At 66.6% G+C, this 14,636-nt stretch carries 17 protein-coding genes and 1 riboswitch; of the genes, 7 read left to right on the top strand and 10 right to left on the bottom strand.

Annotation, left to right across the window (positions count from 1 at the left end; translation table 11 throughout):
• Positions 1 to 29: 29 nt before the first annotated feature.
• The 3 genes from nadA to PMI04_RS05420 are packed head-to-tail and all read right to left on the bottom strand — an operon-like array spanning position 30 to position 2,637.
• Complete coding sequence (gene nadA / locus PMI04_RS05430; protein ID WP_007713832.1) at positions 30 to 1,016, bottom strand: quinolinate synthase NadA; 987 nt, start codon at positions 1,014 to 1,016, stop codon at positions 30 to 32.
• A gap of 44 nt (positions 1,017 to 1,060) precedes the next feature.
• Positions 1,061 to 1,774: a DUF4230 domain-containing protein gene (locus PMI04_RS05425; RefSeq protein ID WP_007713834.1), complete on the bottom strand. Its 714-nt coding sequence runs from the start codon at positions 1,772 to 1,774 to the stop codon at positions 1,061 to 1,063.
• Complete coding sequence (locus PMI04_RS05420; protein WP_007713838.1) at positions 1,759 to 2,637, bottom strand: MBL fold metallo-hydrolase; 879 nt, start codon at positions 2,635 to 2,637, stop codon at positions 1,759 to 1,761. The genes PMI04_RS05425 and PMI04_RS05420 overlap by 16 nt, the downstream gene beginning before the upstream one ends.
• A gap of 100 nt (positions 2,638 to 2,737) precedes the next feature.
• Here PMI04_RS05420 and PMI04_RS05415 point away from each other — a divergent pair, with 100 nt between their 5' ends.
• The 3 genes from PMI04_RS05415 to PMI04_RS05405 all read left to right on the top strand — a co-directional run bounded on the left by PMI04_RS05415 (position 2,738) and on the right by PMI04_RS05405 (position 4,482).
• Positions 2,738 to 3,028, top strand: coding sequence for a GIY-YIG nuclease family protein (locus tag PMI04_RS05415; RefSeq protein WP_007713840.1), 291 nt, complete (start codon positions 2,738 to 2,740; stop codon positions 3,026 to 3,028).
• A 203-nt stretch (positions 3,029 to 3,231) separates the two neighbouring features.
• Positions 3,232 to 4,122 carry a tyrosine recombinase XerC gene (locus PMI04_RS05410; RefSeq protein ID WP_007713841.1) on the top strand — a complete coding sequence of 297 codons (891 nt, stop codon included), beginning with the start codon at positions 3,232 to 3,234 and terminating at the stop codon, positions 4,120 to 4,122.
• Positions 4,123 to 4,182: 60 nt separating this feature from the next.
• Positions 4,183 to 4,482 carry a hypothetical protein gene (locus PMI04_RS05405; RefSeq protein WP_238535996.1) on the top strand — a complete coding sequence of 100 codons (300 nt, stop codon included), beginning with the start codon at positions 4,183 to 4,185 and terminating at the stop codon, positions 4,480 to 4,482.
• Between the two features lie 6 nt (positions 4,483 to 4,488).
• Here PMI04_RS05405 and PMI04_RS05400 read toward each other — a convergent pair whose 3' ends face one another.
• The 4 genes from PMI04_RS05400 to rsmI form a co-directional block, all read right to left on the bottom strand.
• Positions 4,489 to 5,088, bottom strand: coding sequence for a DedA family protein (locus PMI04_RS05400; RefSeq protein WP_007713845.1), 600 nt, complete (start codon positions 5,086 to 5,088; stop codon positions 4,489 to 4,491).
• Between the two features lie 118 nt (positions 5,089 to 5,206).
• The gene (gene gshB, locus PMI04_RS05395) at positions 5,207 to 6,181 is read right to left on the bottom strand and encodes a glutathione synthase (RefSeq protein ID WP_007713847.1); all 975 of its coding nucleotides are present in this window, start codon (positions 6,179 to 6,181) and stop codon (positions 5,207 to 5,209) included.
• Positions 6,182 to 6,311: 130 nt separating this feature from the next.
• Positions 6,312 to 6,665, bottom strand: coding sequence for a YraN family protein (locus PMI04_RS05390; RefSeq protein ID WP_004210447.1), 354 nt, complete (start codon positions 6,663 to 6,665; stop codon positions 6,312 to 6,314).
• Entirely contained in the window at positions 6,662 to 7,519 is an 858-nt protein-coding gene (rsmI, locus tag PMI04_RS05385; RefSeq protein WP_007713850.1) for a 16S rRNA (cytidine(1402)-2'-O)-methyltransferase, read from the bottom strand. Before rsmI ends, PMI04_RS05390 begins: the two co-directional genes overlap by 4 nt.
• A 56-nt stretch (positions 7,520 to 7,575) precedes the next feature.
• On the opposite strand from rsmI, the gene PMI04_RS05380 reads away from it, so the two are divergent.
• Entirely contained in the window at positions 7,576 to 8,736 is a 1,161-nt protein-coding gene (locus tag PMI04_RS05380; RefSeq protein WP_202947615.1) for a penicillin-binding protein activator, read from the top strand.
• A 36-nt stretch (positions 8,737 to 8,772) separates the two neighbouring features.
• Here PMI04_RS05380 and PMI04_RS05375 read toward each other — a convergent pair whose 3' ends face one another.
• Genes PMI04_RS05375 through PMI04_RS05365 form a run of 3 tightly spaced genes read right to left on the bottom strand, consistent with a single transcriptional unit; the run spans position 8,773 to position 12,375 of the window.
• Positions 8,773 to 9,546 (bottom strand): ABC transporter ATP-binding protein, encoded by a 774-nt coding sequence (locus tag PMI04_RS05375; protein WP_007713853.1) that lies wholly within the window; start codon positions 9,544 to 9,546, stop codon positions 8,773 to 8,775.
• Complete coding sequence (locus PMI04_RS05370; protein WP_238535997.1) at positions 9,540 to 10,544, bottom strand: iron ABC transporter permease; 1,005 nt, start codon at positions 10,542 to 10,544, stop codon at positions 9,540 to 9,542. The genes PMI04_RS05375 and PMI04_RS05370 overlap by 7 nt, the downstream gene beginning before the upstream one ends.
• Positions 10,531 to 12,375: a TonB-dependent receptor gene (locus PMI04_RS05365; RefSeq protein ID WP_007713858.1), complete on the bottom strand. Its 1,845-nt coding sequence runs from the start codon at positions 12,373 to 12,375 to the stop codon at positions 10,531 to 10,533. The genes PMI04_RS05370 and PMI04_RS05365 overlap by 14 nt, the downstream gene beginning before the upstream one ends.
• 168 nt (positions 12,376 to 12,543) lie before the next feature.
• Positions 12,544 to 12,783: riboswitch (cobalamin riboswitch) on the bottom strand.
• Positions 12,784 to 12,922: 139 nt separating this feature from the next.
• On the opposite strand from PMI04_RS05365, the gene PMI04_RS05360 reads away from it, so the two are divergent.
• From PMI04_RS05360 to PMI04_RS05350, 3 genes are all read left to right on the top strand, one after another.
• On the top strand, positions 12,923 to 13,912 hold the full coding sequence (locus PMI04_RS05360; RefSeq protein WP_007713861.1) for a threonine/serine dehydratase: 990 nt from the start codon (positions 12,923 to 12,925) through the stop codon (positions 13,910 to 13,912).
• 71 nt (positions 13,913 to 13,983) lie between these two features.
• Entirely contained in the window at positions 13,984 to 14,151 is a 168-nt protein-coding gene (locus PMI04_RS05355; protein ID WP_283184858.1) for a hypothetical protein, read from the top strand.
• Positions 14,151 to 14,612 carry an energy transducer TonB gene (locus PMI04_RS05350; protein ID WP_283184857.1) on the top strand — a complete coding sequence of 154 codons (462 nt, stop codon included), beginning with the start codon at positions 14,151 to 14,153 and terminating at the stop codon, positions 14,610 to 14,612. The genes PMI04_RS05355 and PMI04_RS05350 overlap by 1 nt, the downstream gene beginning before the upstream one ends.
• The last annotated feature ends 24 nt before the right edge of the window (positions 14,613 to 14,636 follow it).

The following is a 14,636-nucleotide window of genomic DNA, read 5'->3' as shown; positions in this document are numbered from 1 at the left end:
CGCTCGCAATGACGGGTAGCAATGACATCTCAGCGTGCGCCCAGATCGCCCTGGCCGACCGTGCCGCTGGCCATTTCCAGCATCCGGTCCAGGCTCTTCTTGGCGGCGACGCGCAGCGTCTCGTCCATTTCGATACGCGGGCTGAGGTCGCGCAGCGACAGATAGAGCTTCTCCATCGTGTTGAGCGCCATATAGGGGCAGATATTGCAGTTGCAGTTGCCGTCAGCACCCGGCGCGCCGATGAAATTCTTGTCCGGCACGCTTTTCTGCATCTGGTGGATGATATGCGGTTCGGTGGCGACGATCAGCGTGTCGCCCGGCATCGTCTTAGCAAAGTCGAGGATGCCGCTGGTCGACCCGACATAATCCGCATGGTCGACGATATAGGGCGGGCATTCCGGGTGCGCGGCGACCGGCGCTTGTGGATGCTGGGCCTTGAGCTTCAGCAATTCGGTCTCGCTGAACGCTTCATGCACGATGCACACGCCCGGCCACAGCAGCATGTCGCGGCCCAGCTTGCGCTTGAGGTAGCCACCCAGATGCTTGTCGGGGCCGAAGATGATCTTCTGATCCTTGGGGATCTGCGCCAGGATCTTCTCGGCCGACGACGACGTCACGATGATGTCGGACAGCGCCTTCACCTCGGCCGAACAGTTGATGTAGCTCAGCGCAATATGATCGGGATGCGCCTCGCGGAACGCCTTGAACTGGGCGGGCGGGCAGCTGTCTTCCAGGCTGCAGCCGGCGTCCATGTCGGGCAGCACGACGATCTTCTGCGGCGACAGGATCTTCGCCGTTTCGGCCATGAAGCGCACGCCACAGAAAGCGATGACATCGGCATCGGTCTCGGCCGCCTTGCGCGACAGTTCCAGACTGTCGCCGACGAAATCGGACAGATCCTGAATCTCGGGCGACTGATAATAATGGCCCAGGATGACGGCGTTGCGCTCCTTGCGCAGGCGGTCGATTTCGGCACGCAGGTCCAGACCCTGCGGAATGCCGGTGATGGCGTTCATACCCTGATACTCCTCGGTCCCATGTCCGGCCCTTTGCCCGCGCCCTAGCGCTGCTGCCGCTTGTTGGCCAGTACCTCGTTGATCGGCGTGGTCACGTCCCATTGTTCCCTGTTCGGCCGCTCCGCCGGGAAAGTGACGATCACCCGCGCATCGCCCTGCCCAGCCGCCGCCAAGGGCGCCGCCATCAGCTTCACCAGCGCGGCCCGGCCATAGTCGCGCGCCTGCGCCATCCGCTCGGGCGACCCGGCCGATTTGGCGGCCCGCGCCTGGGCATAGGCGGATGTGCGCCGGCTCAGTTCCTCGCCCGCCTCGCGCGTCACGAACAGGCCGCTGGTCCGCACCAGGGTGCGCTGGCTCTCGTCGACATTGGGCTTGCCGACGGTCACGTCAGGCGCATTGACGATCAGGGTGCGGCGCTCCGCATCCCATTCCAGATCATCCGCGCCGATCGCGCCGACATTGACGAAATAGTCGACCGAAAAGGGCATCTTCACCACCTGGTCGGACTTCAGCCAGCCAAAGCCGCGCACATCGCGCGCGCTGCTCTGGATCGTGCCGCTCAGTTCCGAAACCTTCAGGCTGCTGGTGCCGGCAATCTTTTCGGCAATGACCTTGGTCACCGCCGTGCCGTCATCCTCGACGCTCACCACATAGTCGCGATTATAGCGTTGCCAGCCGACCAGCATCGCCCCGCCGACGATCAGGATCAGCAGCGCGACCGCGACCGGCCCGGCATAGCGCTTCAGCGCATCTGCCATCGCCCATCCTCCAGCGGTGCGGCCATGCCCCGGCCATTGAGGTCGATGAGGTGCGCCAGCACCGATCGCCCGGCCGCCCCATAAAGGCGCGGGTCCACGCCCTTGTACATTTCCGCCACCATGTCGGGGATGGCGCTGTCGCCATTGCGCTCCAGGAAGCGCATGATCTGGCCCTCGCGCTGCTTGCGATGGCCCATCATGCCGCGCACCAGCCGCTGCGGATTTTCCACCGGCTCGCCATGGGCGGGATAATAGACGACATCGTCCCGCTCCAGCAGCCGCTGCATCGATCGCATATAGGCGGTCATGTCGCCATCGGGCGGGGAAATGACGCTGGTCGACCAGCCCATCACATGATCGCCGGTGAACAGCGCCTTGTCTTCCGCCAGCGCAAAGCAGAGATGATTGGACGTATGGCCCGGCGTCGCCACCGCCTCCAGCGTCCAGCCGGTGCCGGCCACCACCTCGCCATCGCCCAGCACCCGGTCGGGCCGATAGTCCGCGTCGAAGGCCGCGTCCGCGCGCGGCCCGTCATCGTTCAGCGTCAACGGCGCACAGCCGATGATCGGCGCGCCGGTTAGCGCGCTCAGCGGCCGCGCCGCCGGGCTATGGTCGCGATGGGTATGGGTGCACAGGATCGCCACCACGCGCCGCCCGCCGATCGCGGCGATCAGCGCGTCGAGATGCTCGGCCTCGTCCGGCCCCGGATCGATCACCGCCACATCCGCGCCGCCGACCAGATAGGTCTGGGTGCCGGTATAGGTGAAGGGCGACGGATTGGGCGCCAGCACGCGCGCCACCAGCGGCGACAGCGTCATCAGGATGCCGGTCGGCAAATCGGCCGGATCAAACGGGGTAGCCATGGCTCCCATGTGCCCATTTTCGGGCGGATTTCAAGGGCCGCAGATGACCGTCATGCCAGCGAAGGCTGGCATCTCAGGCCTATATATGTAGCATCGCCGGATGGCGCAGGGCGGCTATACCTACATCATGACCAACAAGCCGTGCGGCGTCCTCTATATCGGCGTCACCGCCGATCTCGCCGCGCGCATCGATCAACCTCGGCGCGGCACCGGATCGATTTTCTGCCGCAAATATGGGCTGACACGTCTGGTCCTCGTCGAACATCACACGGATATCCTGCTGGCGATCAGTCGGGAGAAAGCGCTCAAGGCCTGGAAGCGCGATTGGGAAATCCGCCTGATCGAACAGGCCAACCCGGATTGGGATGATCTCTTCGACCATATCGTTTGAAGGCCACAGACCCCAGCCTTCGCTGGGGTGACGATCAGATAGGAGGGCCACCTGTCCTACCTCGCCCCCCTCTGCTAGGCTGCCGCCATGCGCAACGCAGCCCCTCCCCGCATGCCCCACTCCGCGAAACAAGATTTCCTACTCTTGTTTCAACCTATCAAAATGTGCGGGAAATATGCGAAGTTAAGCGCGGCATTTCCAACATGACCCCCTCCCTCCCCGAACGCTGGCGCCAGCATCTCAGCCTCGACCGGCGGCGCTCCACCCATACGGTGCGGGCCTATGTCGCCACGGCCGAGCGGCTGATCGCCTTCCTCGCCGAGCATCAGGGCCAGGCCGTGACCGCCGCCAGCCTCGCCCGGCTGGAGCAGGCGGACCTGCGCGCCTATCTCGCCAGCCGCCGGGTCGACGGCATCGGCAATCTCTCCGCCGCGCGTGAACTCTCCGCCGTGCGCGGCTTCCTGAAGTTCGTCGGCGGCGCAGAAGCCCGCGTGCCCCAGCTCAAGGGACCACGGGTCAAGCGCGGCCTGCCCCGCCCCATCTCCCCCGACGAGGCGCTGGCGCTGGCGGCCGACATTGCCGAGGGCGCGCGCGAGGACTGGATCGGCGCGCGCGACTGGGCGGTGCTGCTGCTGCTCTATGGCGCGGGCCTGCGCATTGGCGAGGCGATGGGGCTGATGGGCGACATATTGCCGCTGGGCGACACGCTGCGCGTCACCGGCAAGCGCAACAAGACGCGGCTGGTGCCGCTGCTGCCGCAGGTCCGCGCCGCGATCGAAGCCTATGCCGAGCAATGCCCCTGGTCCCCGGAGCGCGACCAGCCGCTGTTCCGCGGCGCGCGCGGCGGTCCGCTTTCGGCCGCGCTGATCCGCCGGTCGGTGCAGGGCGCGCGCGGGCGTCTCGGCCTGTCGGACCGGACCACGCCCCATGCGCTGCGCCACAGTTTCGCAACCCATCTGCTCGGCCGCGGCGCCGACCTGCGCAGCCTGCAGGAACTGCTCGGCCATGCCAGCCTGACCTCGACCCAGGTCTATACGCAGGTCGATGCCGCCCATCTGCTCGACGTCTATCGCGCCGCCCATCCCCGCGCCTGAAATGGTCACGGATTCGCCGTAATCCTGCGTCAGCCTCCCATTTCCGGGGGTAAGGAAGGGATGTCCATGCTGCGTCTGCTATTGGCCCTGCAAACTATTGGCCCGGCCCAAATCCCCGCCGATTTCGACCTGAAGCAGGTGCAGCCTTCGTCCGATCCCAACGCCATCGTCGTCACCGCCCGGCGCCAGAGCCAGCGCGTCGATCGCGACATGGTGGCGACCAGCGAGGAACCCCCGCTCGGTCGCGCGGAAATGCCGCTGTTCGGCAAGGTGAAGGGCAATCTCCATGTCGAAAGCCAGGGCATGGGCAATGGCACCACCTCGCAGCGGGTGATGGTCGGCATCAAGCTGCCCTTCTGAGCGACCTCAGCCCTTGGGCTTCCAGGTCGCCAACCGCCACAGATAGAAGATCACCGCCCCGATCACGCAGGCGGTCGCCACCGGCCCCACATATTTGTCGATATCGCGGAAATTACGCCCCAGGAAAAATCCCGCATAGGCCAGGATGATGTTCCAGATCAGCGCCCCGCCAGCGGTCCACACCAGAAAGCGGACATGCCCCATGCGGAACAGGCCGGCGGGCAGCGAGATCATCGTGCGAAAGGCCGGCATGAAGCGGAAGACGAAGACGACGATCTGGCCATATTTGCCGAACAACCGGTCCAGCGCCTCGACATCGCGCCATTCCAGCGTCGCCCAGCGACCATAGCGATCGACCAGCGGCTTCAAGCGCCCGAAGCCCAATATATGGCCGACCAGATACCAGAAATAATTGCCGATGGTGGTGCCCAGCGTGCCCGCCAGCAGCAGCCACTCCATCGCCATCCGCCCCTGGCCGACGCGGATGCCGCCAATCCCCATGATCAGTTCCGACGGGATCGGCGGAAACACATTTTCGAGGATCATCAGCAGGAAGATCCCCCAATAGCCCCCCGCATCGATCAGCCGCAGAACCCAGTCGGTCATGGGTGCGTCCTGCCTCTTCCGTCATGCCAGCGCAGGCTGGCATCCCACTTATTTCTATTCCGAAGCCAGAAAGAGAGATCCCAGCCTTCGCTGGGATGACGGAGAAGGATCATGAAAATCAGGCCGCCGCCCGCGCCGCCAGGCGCGCGTCGATCGCATCCCAGATCATGCCGCCGGTGTCGGTGCCGTCGAACGCGTCGATCGACACGATGCCGGTCGGCGACGTCACGTTGATTTCGGTCAGCCATTCGCCGCCGATCACGTCGATGCCGACGAACAACAGGCCACGGCGCTTCAATTCCGGCCCCATCGCCTCGCAGATTTCGCGCTCGCGATCGGTCAGCACCGTCTTGGCCGCCGATCCGCCGACCGCCAGGTTGGAGCGGATCTCACCCGCGCCCGGAATGCGGTTGACCGCGCCCGCGACCTCGCCATCGACCAGCACGATGCGCTTGTCGCCCTGCGCGACACCGGGGATGAAGGCCTGGACCATGAAGGGTTCGACCCACGAGGCCTTGAACAGTTCCACCAGCGACGACAGGTTCGCGCCATTGCTGCCGACATGGAATACCGCGACGCCGCCATTGCCATAGAGCGGCTTCACCACGATCTCGCCATGCTCCGCCAGGAAGCTCTTCACCTCGGCCAGGTCGCGGGTGATCATCGTCGGCGGCATGAAGCGGGCATAGTCGAGCACGAACAGCTTTTCGGGCGCATTGCGGACGCTGGCCGGGTCATTCACCACCAAAGTCTCTTCCTGCACCCGCTCCAGCAAATGGGTGGCGGTGATGTAGCTCAGGTCAAAGGGCGGATCCTGCCGCATCCACACGACATCGACGTCGCGGCCCAGGTCCAGCATCTCCGGCTCGCCCAGCGCATAATGATCGCCCTGCACCTTCTGCACCTTCACCGGCCGCGCCTTGGCCAGCACCCGGCCGTCGCGATAGCTAAGGTCAGGCGCCAGATAATGATAGAGCTTATGCCCCCGCGCCTGCGCCGCCAGCATGATGTGGAAGGTCGAATCGCCGGCGATCTTGATCCCGTCCATCGGGTCCATCTGCATGGCGACGGTCAGGGGGTTGAGTTCGGTCATCTTCATTCCTTTTACCGTTCGCCCTGAGCGAAGTCGAAGGGCTCCGCCGAGCGTTAGCGAGGTGACTTGCCTTCGCTGGCGCTCAGGCGTGGGCTTCGACTTCGCTCAGCCCGAACGGAATGGAGAGCCTTCACCCCCCATGCCAGACATTGGCCAGATGGCGTGGCGGGCGGCCCGGCGCAAGGAGGATGACATCAATTCGCATGTCGTCTCCGGGCCTTGCCAGCTGATGCCATAATATTTCGGCGCTCGCCGCGACCCGTGCCAGTCGGCGCTGGTCGATCGCGACGTCCAGTTCGGCGTCGGTCGCGCGGCTCTTCACCTCGACAAAGGCCAGCATCGCCCCCTTGCGCGCGACCAGGTCCACCTCGCCCGCGGGGGTACGCAGGCGCTGGCCGACAATCTGCCAGCCCTTGAGGCGCAGCCACCAGGCGGCGATGCGTTCGGCCTGGCGGCCGCGCTTCTCCGCCTGCTGGCGGTTCACGCTTCCCGTTCTCCCTTCAGCTCGTTCGCCCGGTCATAGAGCGCCCGCCGGTCGAGCCCCAGCTTCTTGGCCACCTCGCCCGCCGCCTTCGACACCGGCAGCCGGGTCAGCGCCTCCCGCAGCGCCGCATCGGCATCCTCGGCGCTGGCCGGCGGCGCCTCGCCGGGCGGGCCGACGATGACGACGATCTCGCCCTTGGGCGGGGCATCGGCATAGCGGGCAGAGAGTTCGGTCAGCGTCCCGGTCGCGGTTTCCTCGAACGTCTTGCTGATCTCGCGGCTGACCGCCGCCTCGCGATCGCCCAGATGCGCGGCCATCGACGACAGGCTTTCCGACAGGCGCGGCCCGCTTTCGTAGAAGACCAGGGTCGCGCGCAGCGCCACCACTTCGGCCAGCACGTCGCCGCGTGCCTTCGCCTTGCTCGGCAGGAAGCCCATGAACAGGAATCGGTCGGTCGGCAGGCCTGACAGGGTCAGCGCCGCGATCGCCGCGCTCGGTCCCGGCAGGGTCGTGATCCTGCGCCCGGCCGCCCGCGCATCGCGCACCAGCTTGTAACCCGGATCGGAAATCAGCGGCGTCCCCGCGTCCGACAGCAGCGCCACCGATTCGCTCGCCATCCGCTCGATCAGCCGCTGCCGCACATTTTCCGCGCTATGGTCATGATAGGGAATCATCGGTCGATCCGACCCCGCATGGCGCAGCAGCCTTGCGCTGACCCGTGTATCTTCCACGGCGACCACGTCGGCCAACCGCAGGACTTCCGCCGCGCGCGGCGTAAGGTCTCCAAGGTTGCCGATCGGCCCCGCCACGATGTAAAGCCCGGGCTCAAGCCCGGATGCCAATATAGTTTCCATAAGGATCCCAGATGACAGAGACGGATGCCCCCCGGCAAGCGAACATGTTCGCGGCGATGAAGCGCAGCGCGCGATTGCTGTTCGTTGCCAGCACCATCATGCTGGCCGCCTGTCAGTCGATCGTGCCCAAGGGGCCAGGCCCCGTTCAGCCCACCGGCCCCGCCCAGCCCACCGGCCCGGACGTGACCCAGGGCCTGCCGACCGACACTGCGCGCCACCGCGTCGCGCTGCTGGTGCCGACGTCCGGCCCCAATGCGGGCGTGGGCCAGTCGATCGCCAACGCCACCACGCTTGCGCTGATGGACATCAAGACCGACAAGGTCCGCATCACCACCTATGACACCGCCACCGGCGCGGCGGCCGCCGCCAACCGGGCGCTGGCCGACGGCAACCGCCTGATCCTGGGGCCATTGCTGGCGGATGACGCCCGCATCGTCGGCCCGATCGCGGCCAAGGCCAATGTGCCGGTCATCAGCTTTTCCAACGACACCAGCGTCGCGGGCAGCAACATCTTCCTGATGGGCTATACCCCCAACCAGTCGATCGAGCGCGTGATCGGCTTCGCCCGTGAAAAGGGCCTGTCCAATTTCGGCGCACTGGTGCCGCGCGGCACCTATGGCGAGCGCGCCGGCAATGCGCTGCTGCGCGCGGTCGAACAGGCCGGCGGCACGGTCGTGTCGATGCAGACCTTCGATCGCACCCCCGCCTCGATCACCGCTGCGGTCAAGAAATTGCAGGCTTCGTCCAGCTATGACGCGCTGCTGATCGCCGACAGCGGCCGGGTCGCGCTGCAGGTCGCGCCGATCGTGCGCAAGAATGGCGGCGCCAATGCCCGCCTGCTCGGCACCGAAATCTGGAATGCCGAGGAATCGCTGGCCGCCAGCCCCGTGCTGCGCGGCGCCTGGTATGCCAGCGTGTCGGATGGCCTCTATCGCCAGCTCGCGACCAAATATCGCGCCCGTTACGGCAGCGCGCCCTTCCGCCTGTCCTCGATGGGCTATGATGCGGTGCTGCTGACGGTGCGGATCGCCCAGGACTGGAAGCCGGGCGCGCCCTTCCCGACCGCGCGGCTGCGCGATGCGGGCGGCTTTGCCGGTATCGACGGCGCCTTCCGCTTCAACCGCAACGGCATCGCCGAACGCGCACTGGAAGTGAGCGAGGTCGGCGCCGGCACGATCAGCGTGGTCGATCCCGCCCCGCGCGGCTTCGGCAACTAAGCAAAGGGGGCCGAAAGGCCCCCTTTTCGTTATAGATCAGACCCGCGCCGTCGGCACGATCAGCGGCAGGCCATCGTTGACGTCGATCCGCGCGGTAACGCCATAGACGGAAGCCAGCCGCTCCGGCGTCAGCACCACCATCGGCGCCCCGTCCGCCACCAGCGCGCCGCCATCCATCAGCAGCAGCCGGTCGCAATAGCGCGCCGCCATGGCCAGATCGTGCAGCACGGTGACGACCAGCGCCCCGCCCTGCGCCTGCGCCCGCAGCAATGCCATCACGTCGATCTGGTGGCCGGGGTCGAGCGCGGCCAGCGGCTCGTCGGCGATCAGCGCCGGCGCGCCCACCGCCAGCGCCCGCGCCAGCAGCACCCGCGCCCGCTCGCCACCCGACAGCTCGGTCGCGATCCGGCCCTTGAAGCCGGTGACATCGGCGCGGACCATCGCATCCTCGATCGCCGCCTCATCGTCGGCGGTCAGGCGCGACAGCGGCCCCAGATGCGGCAACCGCCCCAGCGCCACCAGCCGCTCGACCGCCAGGGGCCAATGCAAGGTCTGGCCCTGCGGCAGATAGGCGATGGACCGCGCCACCGCTTGGCGCGACAGACGCTCGACCGGCGTGCCGTCCAGCAGCGCGCGTCCGGCGGCCGGCTTCACCAGCCCCAGCAGCGCCCGCACCAAGGTCGACTTGCCCGCGCCATTGGGGCCGATCACGCCGATCAACTGACCCGGCGCCATGGTCAGATCAACGCCGCGCACCGCCAGATGGCGGCCCAGCCGGACGTCCAGTTGCTCGGTCGACAGGGTCACCATAGCCGCCGCTCCCGCATCAGGTGAATGAGGAAGACCGGCACCCCCAGGATCGCCGTCACCACGCCCAGCTTCAATTCGCTGCTGGTCGGGATGATGCGCACGCCGATATCGGCCAGGGTCAGCAGCACCGCGCCGCCCAGCATCGACGGCAGCAGCAGCGCGGAAGGCGACCGATCGGTCAAAGGCCGCACCAGATGCGGCACGATCAGGCCGACGAAACCGATCGATCCGGTCACCGCCACCGCGCCGCCGACGCCGATCGCGACGCCCGCCATCAGCCGCAGCCGCGCCCGCGACAGGTCGACGCCCAGTGCCCGCGCGCCATCCTCGCCCAGGGTAAGCGCGTCGAGCGCGCGCCCGTCATAAAGCAGCAGCGCCGTGCCAACCGCGACGCAGGGCAGCGCCAGCAGCAGATGGTCGATGCTGCGATTTTCCAGGCTCCCCATCAGCCAGCTCATGATCTCCATCGCGGCAAAGGGATTGGGCGACAGGTTGAGCGCCAGGCTGATCCCCGCCCCCGCCAGCGTCGCGACGGCAATGCCGGCCAGGATCAGCGTCAGCGGGCTTTCCGACGGCCCGGCGAGCAGGAACAGCGCACCGATCGCCGCCAGTGCGGTGATGATCGCCAGCAGCGGCAACGCCATCGGATGGAGTTCGGACAGGCCGAAATAGAGCGCGATCACCGCCCCCAGCGCCGCCGCATTGGACACGCCCAGCACGGCGGGCTCGGCCAGCGGATTGCGCAGATAGCCCTGCAGCGCCGCGCCCGACAGGCCCAGCATGGCGCCGACCAGCAGGCCGATCGCCATGCGCGGCAGGCGCAGGTCGATGATGATCGCGCGCGCTACCATGTCGCCGCCGCCCGCCAGCACCGCCAGGATGCGCGCCGGCGCGATCGTCACCGATCCCAGCGCGACCGACGCGATTCCCGCGACCAGCAGCAGGGCAATCAGCCCCGGCAGCAACAAAGGATGCCGCCGCCCCTTAGAAGCGGACACGCACGCCGCCATAGGCCGATCGGCCATAGGTGCCATAGCCATAGGCGGTGGCGTAATCCGCATCGAACAGATTGTCGATCCGGCCATAGACTTCCAGATGCTCGCCCACCGGGAAGGACGCGCGCAGCCCGGCCAGGCCATAGCCGTCGAGCCGGCGGGTGTTGGCCGTGTCGTCATAGCTGTCGCCGACCATGGTCAGGGTCGCGCCGGTCGACAGGCCGAAGGACCAGAGATAGTCGGCCGAAACGCTGACCGCATTGGCGGCCCGGCGTGGCAGGCGATTGCCATCATTCACCCCGCCCGACCGGTCGCGCGCATCGACATAGGAGTAGCTTGCCGCCACCGTCAGCGCCTCGACCGGCTTCAGCGTCACGGTCGCTTCCACGCCCTTGGCCCGGGTCCGATCGAGATTGCCGTAGGTGTAGGTCGCATAATCATAATTGATCTGGTTGCTGGTATCGCGCTGGAAGGCGGTCAGCGACAGCACCGCCTTGTCCCCGTCCAGGCTCTGGTCGAAGCCGATATCATAGCTTTTCGACCGTTCCGGCCGCAGCGCGCTGTTGCCGCTATAGGTATCGTAAAGCTGATAGAGCGACGGCGCCTTGAACCCCTCGCCATAGGAGAGGCGGATATTGGTCGCGCCCGCGTTCGGCGTGTAATTGGCGTTGGCACCAAAGGTGGTCGCACCGCCGAACTGGCTATGATCGTCATGGCGCAGCCCGCCGGTGACGGCGAGGCCGGTAAGCGGCTTCACCACCGCCAGCGCATAGACGCTGTCGATATTCGCCCTCGCGCTATCGATGCTGCCAAAGCCGAAATAATCATAGTCCGGCCGCTCATGCTCATAGCCGAAGATCAGTTTGGCCTGATCGACCGGGGCATAGACGCCCTCATATTCGAAGCGCAGGTTGGTGCCCGAATAGCCATAGTCCGGGTCGGTGCCGCGCACGAAATAATAGTCGCGGTCGTTGCGCAGCCAGGTGACCGCCGCACGGTTGGTCAGCTTGCCATCGAACAGCGCCAGGTTGATCCCGGCATAGCCGACATATTGGTCGAGCTTGCTGATGTCGGCGCTGTCGGCCGGTGCGCCAAAGAAGCTGTCATAGTCGAGATCGGCATGGATATAATAGCCGCGCAGGTCGAGGCTGAGCGTGTCGGTGAAGGCGATCTTCAGCTTGGCGTTGGTGGCGATATTCTCATAGCCGTCGCGCTCGCTCGCGCCAAAGTCGCGCGAAGCGGACGAAATGCCGTCGGTGTTGAAATAGGCGACGCCCACGCCGCCCGACACCGCGCCGCGCGTGCCCGACACATCGGCCTTGGCGTTCAGCGTGTCGCTATAGCCATAATCGGCCGAGGCATTGGCCGCGAAACCCTCGCTCGGCGCGCCGGTCATCACATTGACCACGCCGCCGATCGCCTGGCTGCCATAGACCACCGAGTTGGACCCGCGCAGCACTTCGATCCGGCGGATATTGCCGGTCAGCAGATGGCCGAAATCATAGCCGTCGCCGATGCCGCTCGGGTCGTTGACCTTGACCCCGTCGATCAGCACCAGCGTCTGGGTCGTCTCCGCGCCGCGCAGTGATACGCCGGCGACGCCGCCGGTCGAGCCATTGCGGCTGAAGCGGACGCCCGGCGTGGTGGCGAGCAGGTCGACGACATCGACCGCCTGGCGCGTCCTGATCGTGTCGGCATCGATCACCGTGATCGCCTGGCCGACCTCGTCACGCGGCTGCGCAATGCCCGAAGCGGTGACGACGATGTCATCATCCTGGGCCAGTGCCGGCGTAGCGGCCAGCAGCGCGATCAGCGAAATCCCCAACATCTTCATTTTATCGTCCCCCGGCGTCCGTCGATTTGGAACCGGGGCGTCCGCACACACGGTCGCTGCATGGATCGGGAAGACGCCAGCGCCCCGCCCCACGCACCGATGCGGCCCCGGCCGCCATGGGCGTCGCTCGACGGAAACACCGCGCCATGGCCATCCCCTGGGCCAGGGCAAGAGCGACCAGACGCCGGCAGGTCTCCTGGCTCGCGGGTCAGGGCAACGATGCGCCAGCCTTCCCGGACCCTATCGATCCAGTGGCCGGTCCGCGCCTCCCCTGGGAAGGCGCCGGACCCTGCGCATCGCGCTCACCGCTTACAGTTGCAGGGACAGCCGCGGATTTGGAAGGCCTGCGCCCCCCGCACCGCATTCCCGTTTTCAGCCCTGTCGGGCACCGGCGCGATCATGCGCGTCCGGGGCGTTTGACCACCCCGGCGCGCCGCCGCCATAGGCCAAAGCGAAAGCCCTGCCAAGCGGGCCAGGATCGCCCCGGCGGATCGTTGCGCGATGCCGACTGCCGGCTATGCAGGGGCCACTTACCGAAGGAGCCGACATGACCGATTCGCTTGCCATCACTGCCGCCGACGTCGCCGATGCCGCGCGGCTGATCGCGCCGGCGGCGGTCCGCACCCCGCTGATCGAGAATGCCGCGCTCAACGATCGCTGCGGCCGGCGGGTGCTGGTGAAGTTCGAGGGCGCCCAGCATAGCGGATCGTTCAAGTTCCGCGGCGCCTATAACCGCCTCGCCCGCCTGAACCCGGCCGAGCGGGCGGCGGGCGTGGTCGCCTGGTCCTCGGGCAATCATGCCCAGGGCGTCGCCTTCGCCGCACGGCTGCTCGGCATCCCGGCAACGATCGTGATGCCGGCCGACGCCCCCGCGATCAAGACCGCCAACACCCGCGCGCTCGGCGCCGATGTCGTCCCCTATGACCGCTTCACCCAGAGCCGCGAGGCCATCGCCACCGCCCTCGCCACCGAACGCGGCGCGACGCTGGTTCCCTCCTTCGACGATCCCTTCATCATCGCCGGCCAGGGCACGATCGGACTCGAAATATTGGAGCAGGCGCAGGCCGCCGGCGCCGACCTCAGCCAGATTCTCGTCTGCTGCGGTGGCGGCGGGCTGGTCGCGGGTACGGCGACGGCGGTCAAGGCCGCCCGCCCGGACATCAGCGTCTATGCGGTCGAACCCGCCGGCTTCGACGACACCGCCCGCTCGCTCGCCAGCGGCGTGCGCGAAACCGTCTCGCCCGACGCGCGCAGCATCTGCGACGCGCTGCTCGCGCCCAGCCCCGGCGCGCTGACCTTCCCGATCAACCACGCCCTGCTCGCCGGTGGCCTGGTCGTCAGCGACGATCAGGTGCGCGACGCGATGCGCTTCGCCTTCACCACCCTCAAGCTGGTGGTCGAACCGGGCGGCGCGGTGGCGCTCGCCGCCATGCTCGCCGGCCTCGCCCCGCCGACCGACGGCGCCACCGCCCTCGTCATCTCCGGCGCCAATGTCGATCCGCAAGATTATGCCGCGATCATCGACGGAAGCGCCTGACCGCAGGTCCTTGATCGCGCATCCCTTTGCGCTAGGGTTGCGACTGGCCATTTGGAGGTCGAGGGGGAAGAATGAGCGTCGTGATAGGACTGATCCTGGCGAGCGCGATCGCCAATGCGGCGCCGGCTAATAATCCCGGCAATTGGATGTCGGACCTGGATTACCCACCGGGCGCCCAGGCGCGCCATGAAGAGGGCATGGTCGGCTATCAAATTCTGATTGCCCCGATGGCAGCGTAATGCAGTGCGGCGTTACACGGACAAGTGGCTCTGCGGATCTCGATGCCCAGACCTGCGTCGTGCTCGTTCGCCGCGCCAAGTTCAAAGCCGCGACAGACGAGCAAGGCAATTCGACCTATAATATATGGTCCGGCGCCATCAATTGGACGCTCCCTGGGCAACAACCAGCAAAGATTCCTGCCGGAGCGCTCAACCGATTGCCGCAATCCGACATCGAATTGCAGGTGCAACAGCTGCCCGACGGCGCACTTGAAAAGAGCATCACGGTCATCACCCGGGTCGACACATCAGGTCATGTCGCTTTCTGTGAGGGCTCCAAGAATGATCGCGACGCCGTGAAACTGGTCGCTGTCGCCTGCGCGCAGGCAAGCGCGCTCTCCTTGGACGTGACCAAGGATAATGACGGCAACCCGATATCCATGATCCGCAGCCTGCGCGTGACGTTCAAGGTGGCAGCATAATCGCAAAGACCAGTCCTCAGCGAA

The sequence above is a fragment of the Sphingobium sp. AP49 genome (genome assembly GCF_000281715.2).
Classification (GTDB): domain Bacteria; phylum Pseudomonadota; class Alphaproteobacteria; order Sphingomonadales; family Sphingomonadaceae; genus Sphingobium.
The sequence above is the reverse complement of the archived record's forward strand: the minus strand, read 5'-3'. Positions and strand labels throughout refer to the sequence as shown.

What these genes read in the sequence shown, in the direction of transcription:
- nadA (WP_007713832.1), bottom strand. Translation starts at nt 1,016, where the DNA reads ATGAACGCCATCACCGGCATTCCGCAGGGTCTGGACCTGCGTGCCGAA.
- PMI04_RS05425 (WP_007713834.1), bottom strand. Translation starts at nt 1,774, where the DNA reads ATGGCAGATGCGCTGAAGCGCTATGCCGGGCCGGTCGCGGTCGCGCTG.
- PMI04_RS05420 (WP_007713838.1), bottom strand. Translation starts at nt 2,637, where the DNA reads ATGGCTACCCCGTTTGATCCGGCCGATTTGCCGACCGGCATCCTGATG.
- PMI04_RS05415 (WP_007713840.1), top strand. Translation starts at nt 2,738, where the DNA reads ATGGCGCAGGGCGGCTATACCTACATCATGACCAACAAGCCGTGCGGC.
- PMI04_RS05410 (WP_007713841.1), top strand. Translation starts at nt 3,232, where the DNA reads ATGACCCCCTCCCTCCCCGAACGCTGGCGCCAGCATCTCAGCCTCGAC.
- PMI04_RS05405 (WP_238535996.1), top strand. Translation starts at nt 4,183, where the DNA reads ATGTCCATGCTGCGTCTGCTATTGGCCCTGCAAACTATTGGCCCGGCC.
- PMI04_RS05400 (WP_007713845.1), bottom strand. Translation starts at nt 5,088, where the DNA reads ATGACCGACTGGGTTCTGCGGCTGATCGATGCGGGGGGCTATTGGGGG.
- gshB (WP_007713847.1), bottom strand. Translation starts at nt 6,181, where the DNA reads ATGACCGAACTCAACCCCCTGACCGTCGCCATGCAGATGGACCCGATG.
- rsmI (WP_007713850.1), bottom strand. Translation starts at nt 7,519, where the DNA reads ATGGAAACTATATTGGCATCCGGGCTTGAGCCCGGGCTTTACATCGTG.
- PMI04_RS05380 (WP_202947615.1), top strand. Translation starts at nt 7,576, where the DNA reads ATGAAGCGCAGCGCGCGATTGCTGTTCGTTGCCAGCACCATCATGCTG.
- PMI04_RS05375 (WP_007713853.1), bottom strand. Translation starts at nt 9,546, where the DNA reads ATGGTGACCCTGTCGACCGAGCAACTGGACGTCCGGCTGGGCCGCCAT.
- PMI04_RS05365 (WP_007713858.1), bottom strand. Translation starts at nt 12,375, where the DNA reads ATGAAGATGTTGGGGATTTCGCTGATCGCGCTGCTGGCCGCTACGCCG.
- PMI04_RS05360 (WP_007713861.1), top strand. Translation starts at nt 12,923, where the DNA reads ATGACCGATTCGCTTGCCATCACTGCCGCCGACGTCGCCGATGCCGCG.
- PMI04_RS05355 (WP_283184858.1), top strand. Translation starts at nt 13,984, where the DNA reads ATGAGCGTCGTGATAGGACTGATCCTGGCGAGCGCGATCGCCAATGCG.
- PMI04_RS05350 (WP_283184857.1), top strand. Translation starts at nt 14,151, where the DNA reads ATGCAGTGCGGCGTTACACGGACAAGTGGCTCTGCGGATCTCGATGCC.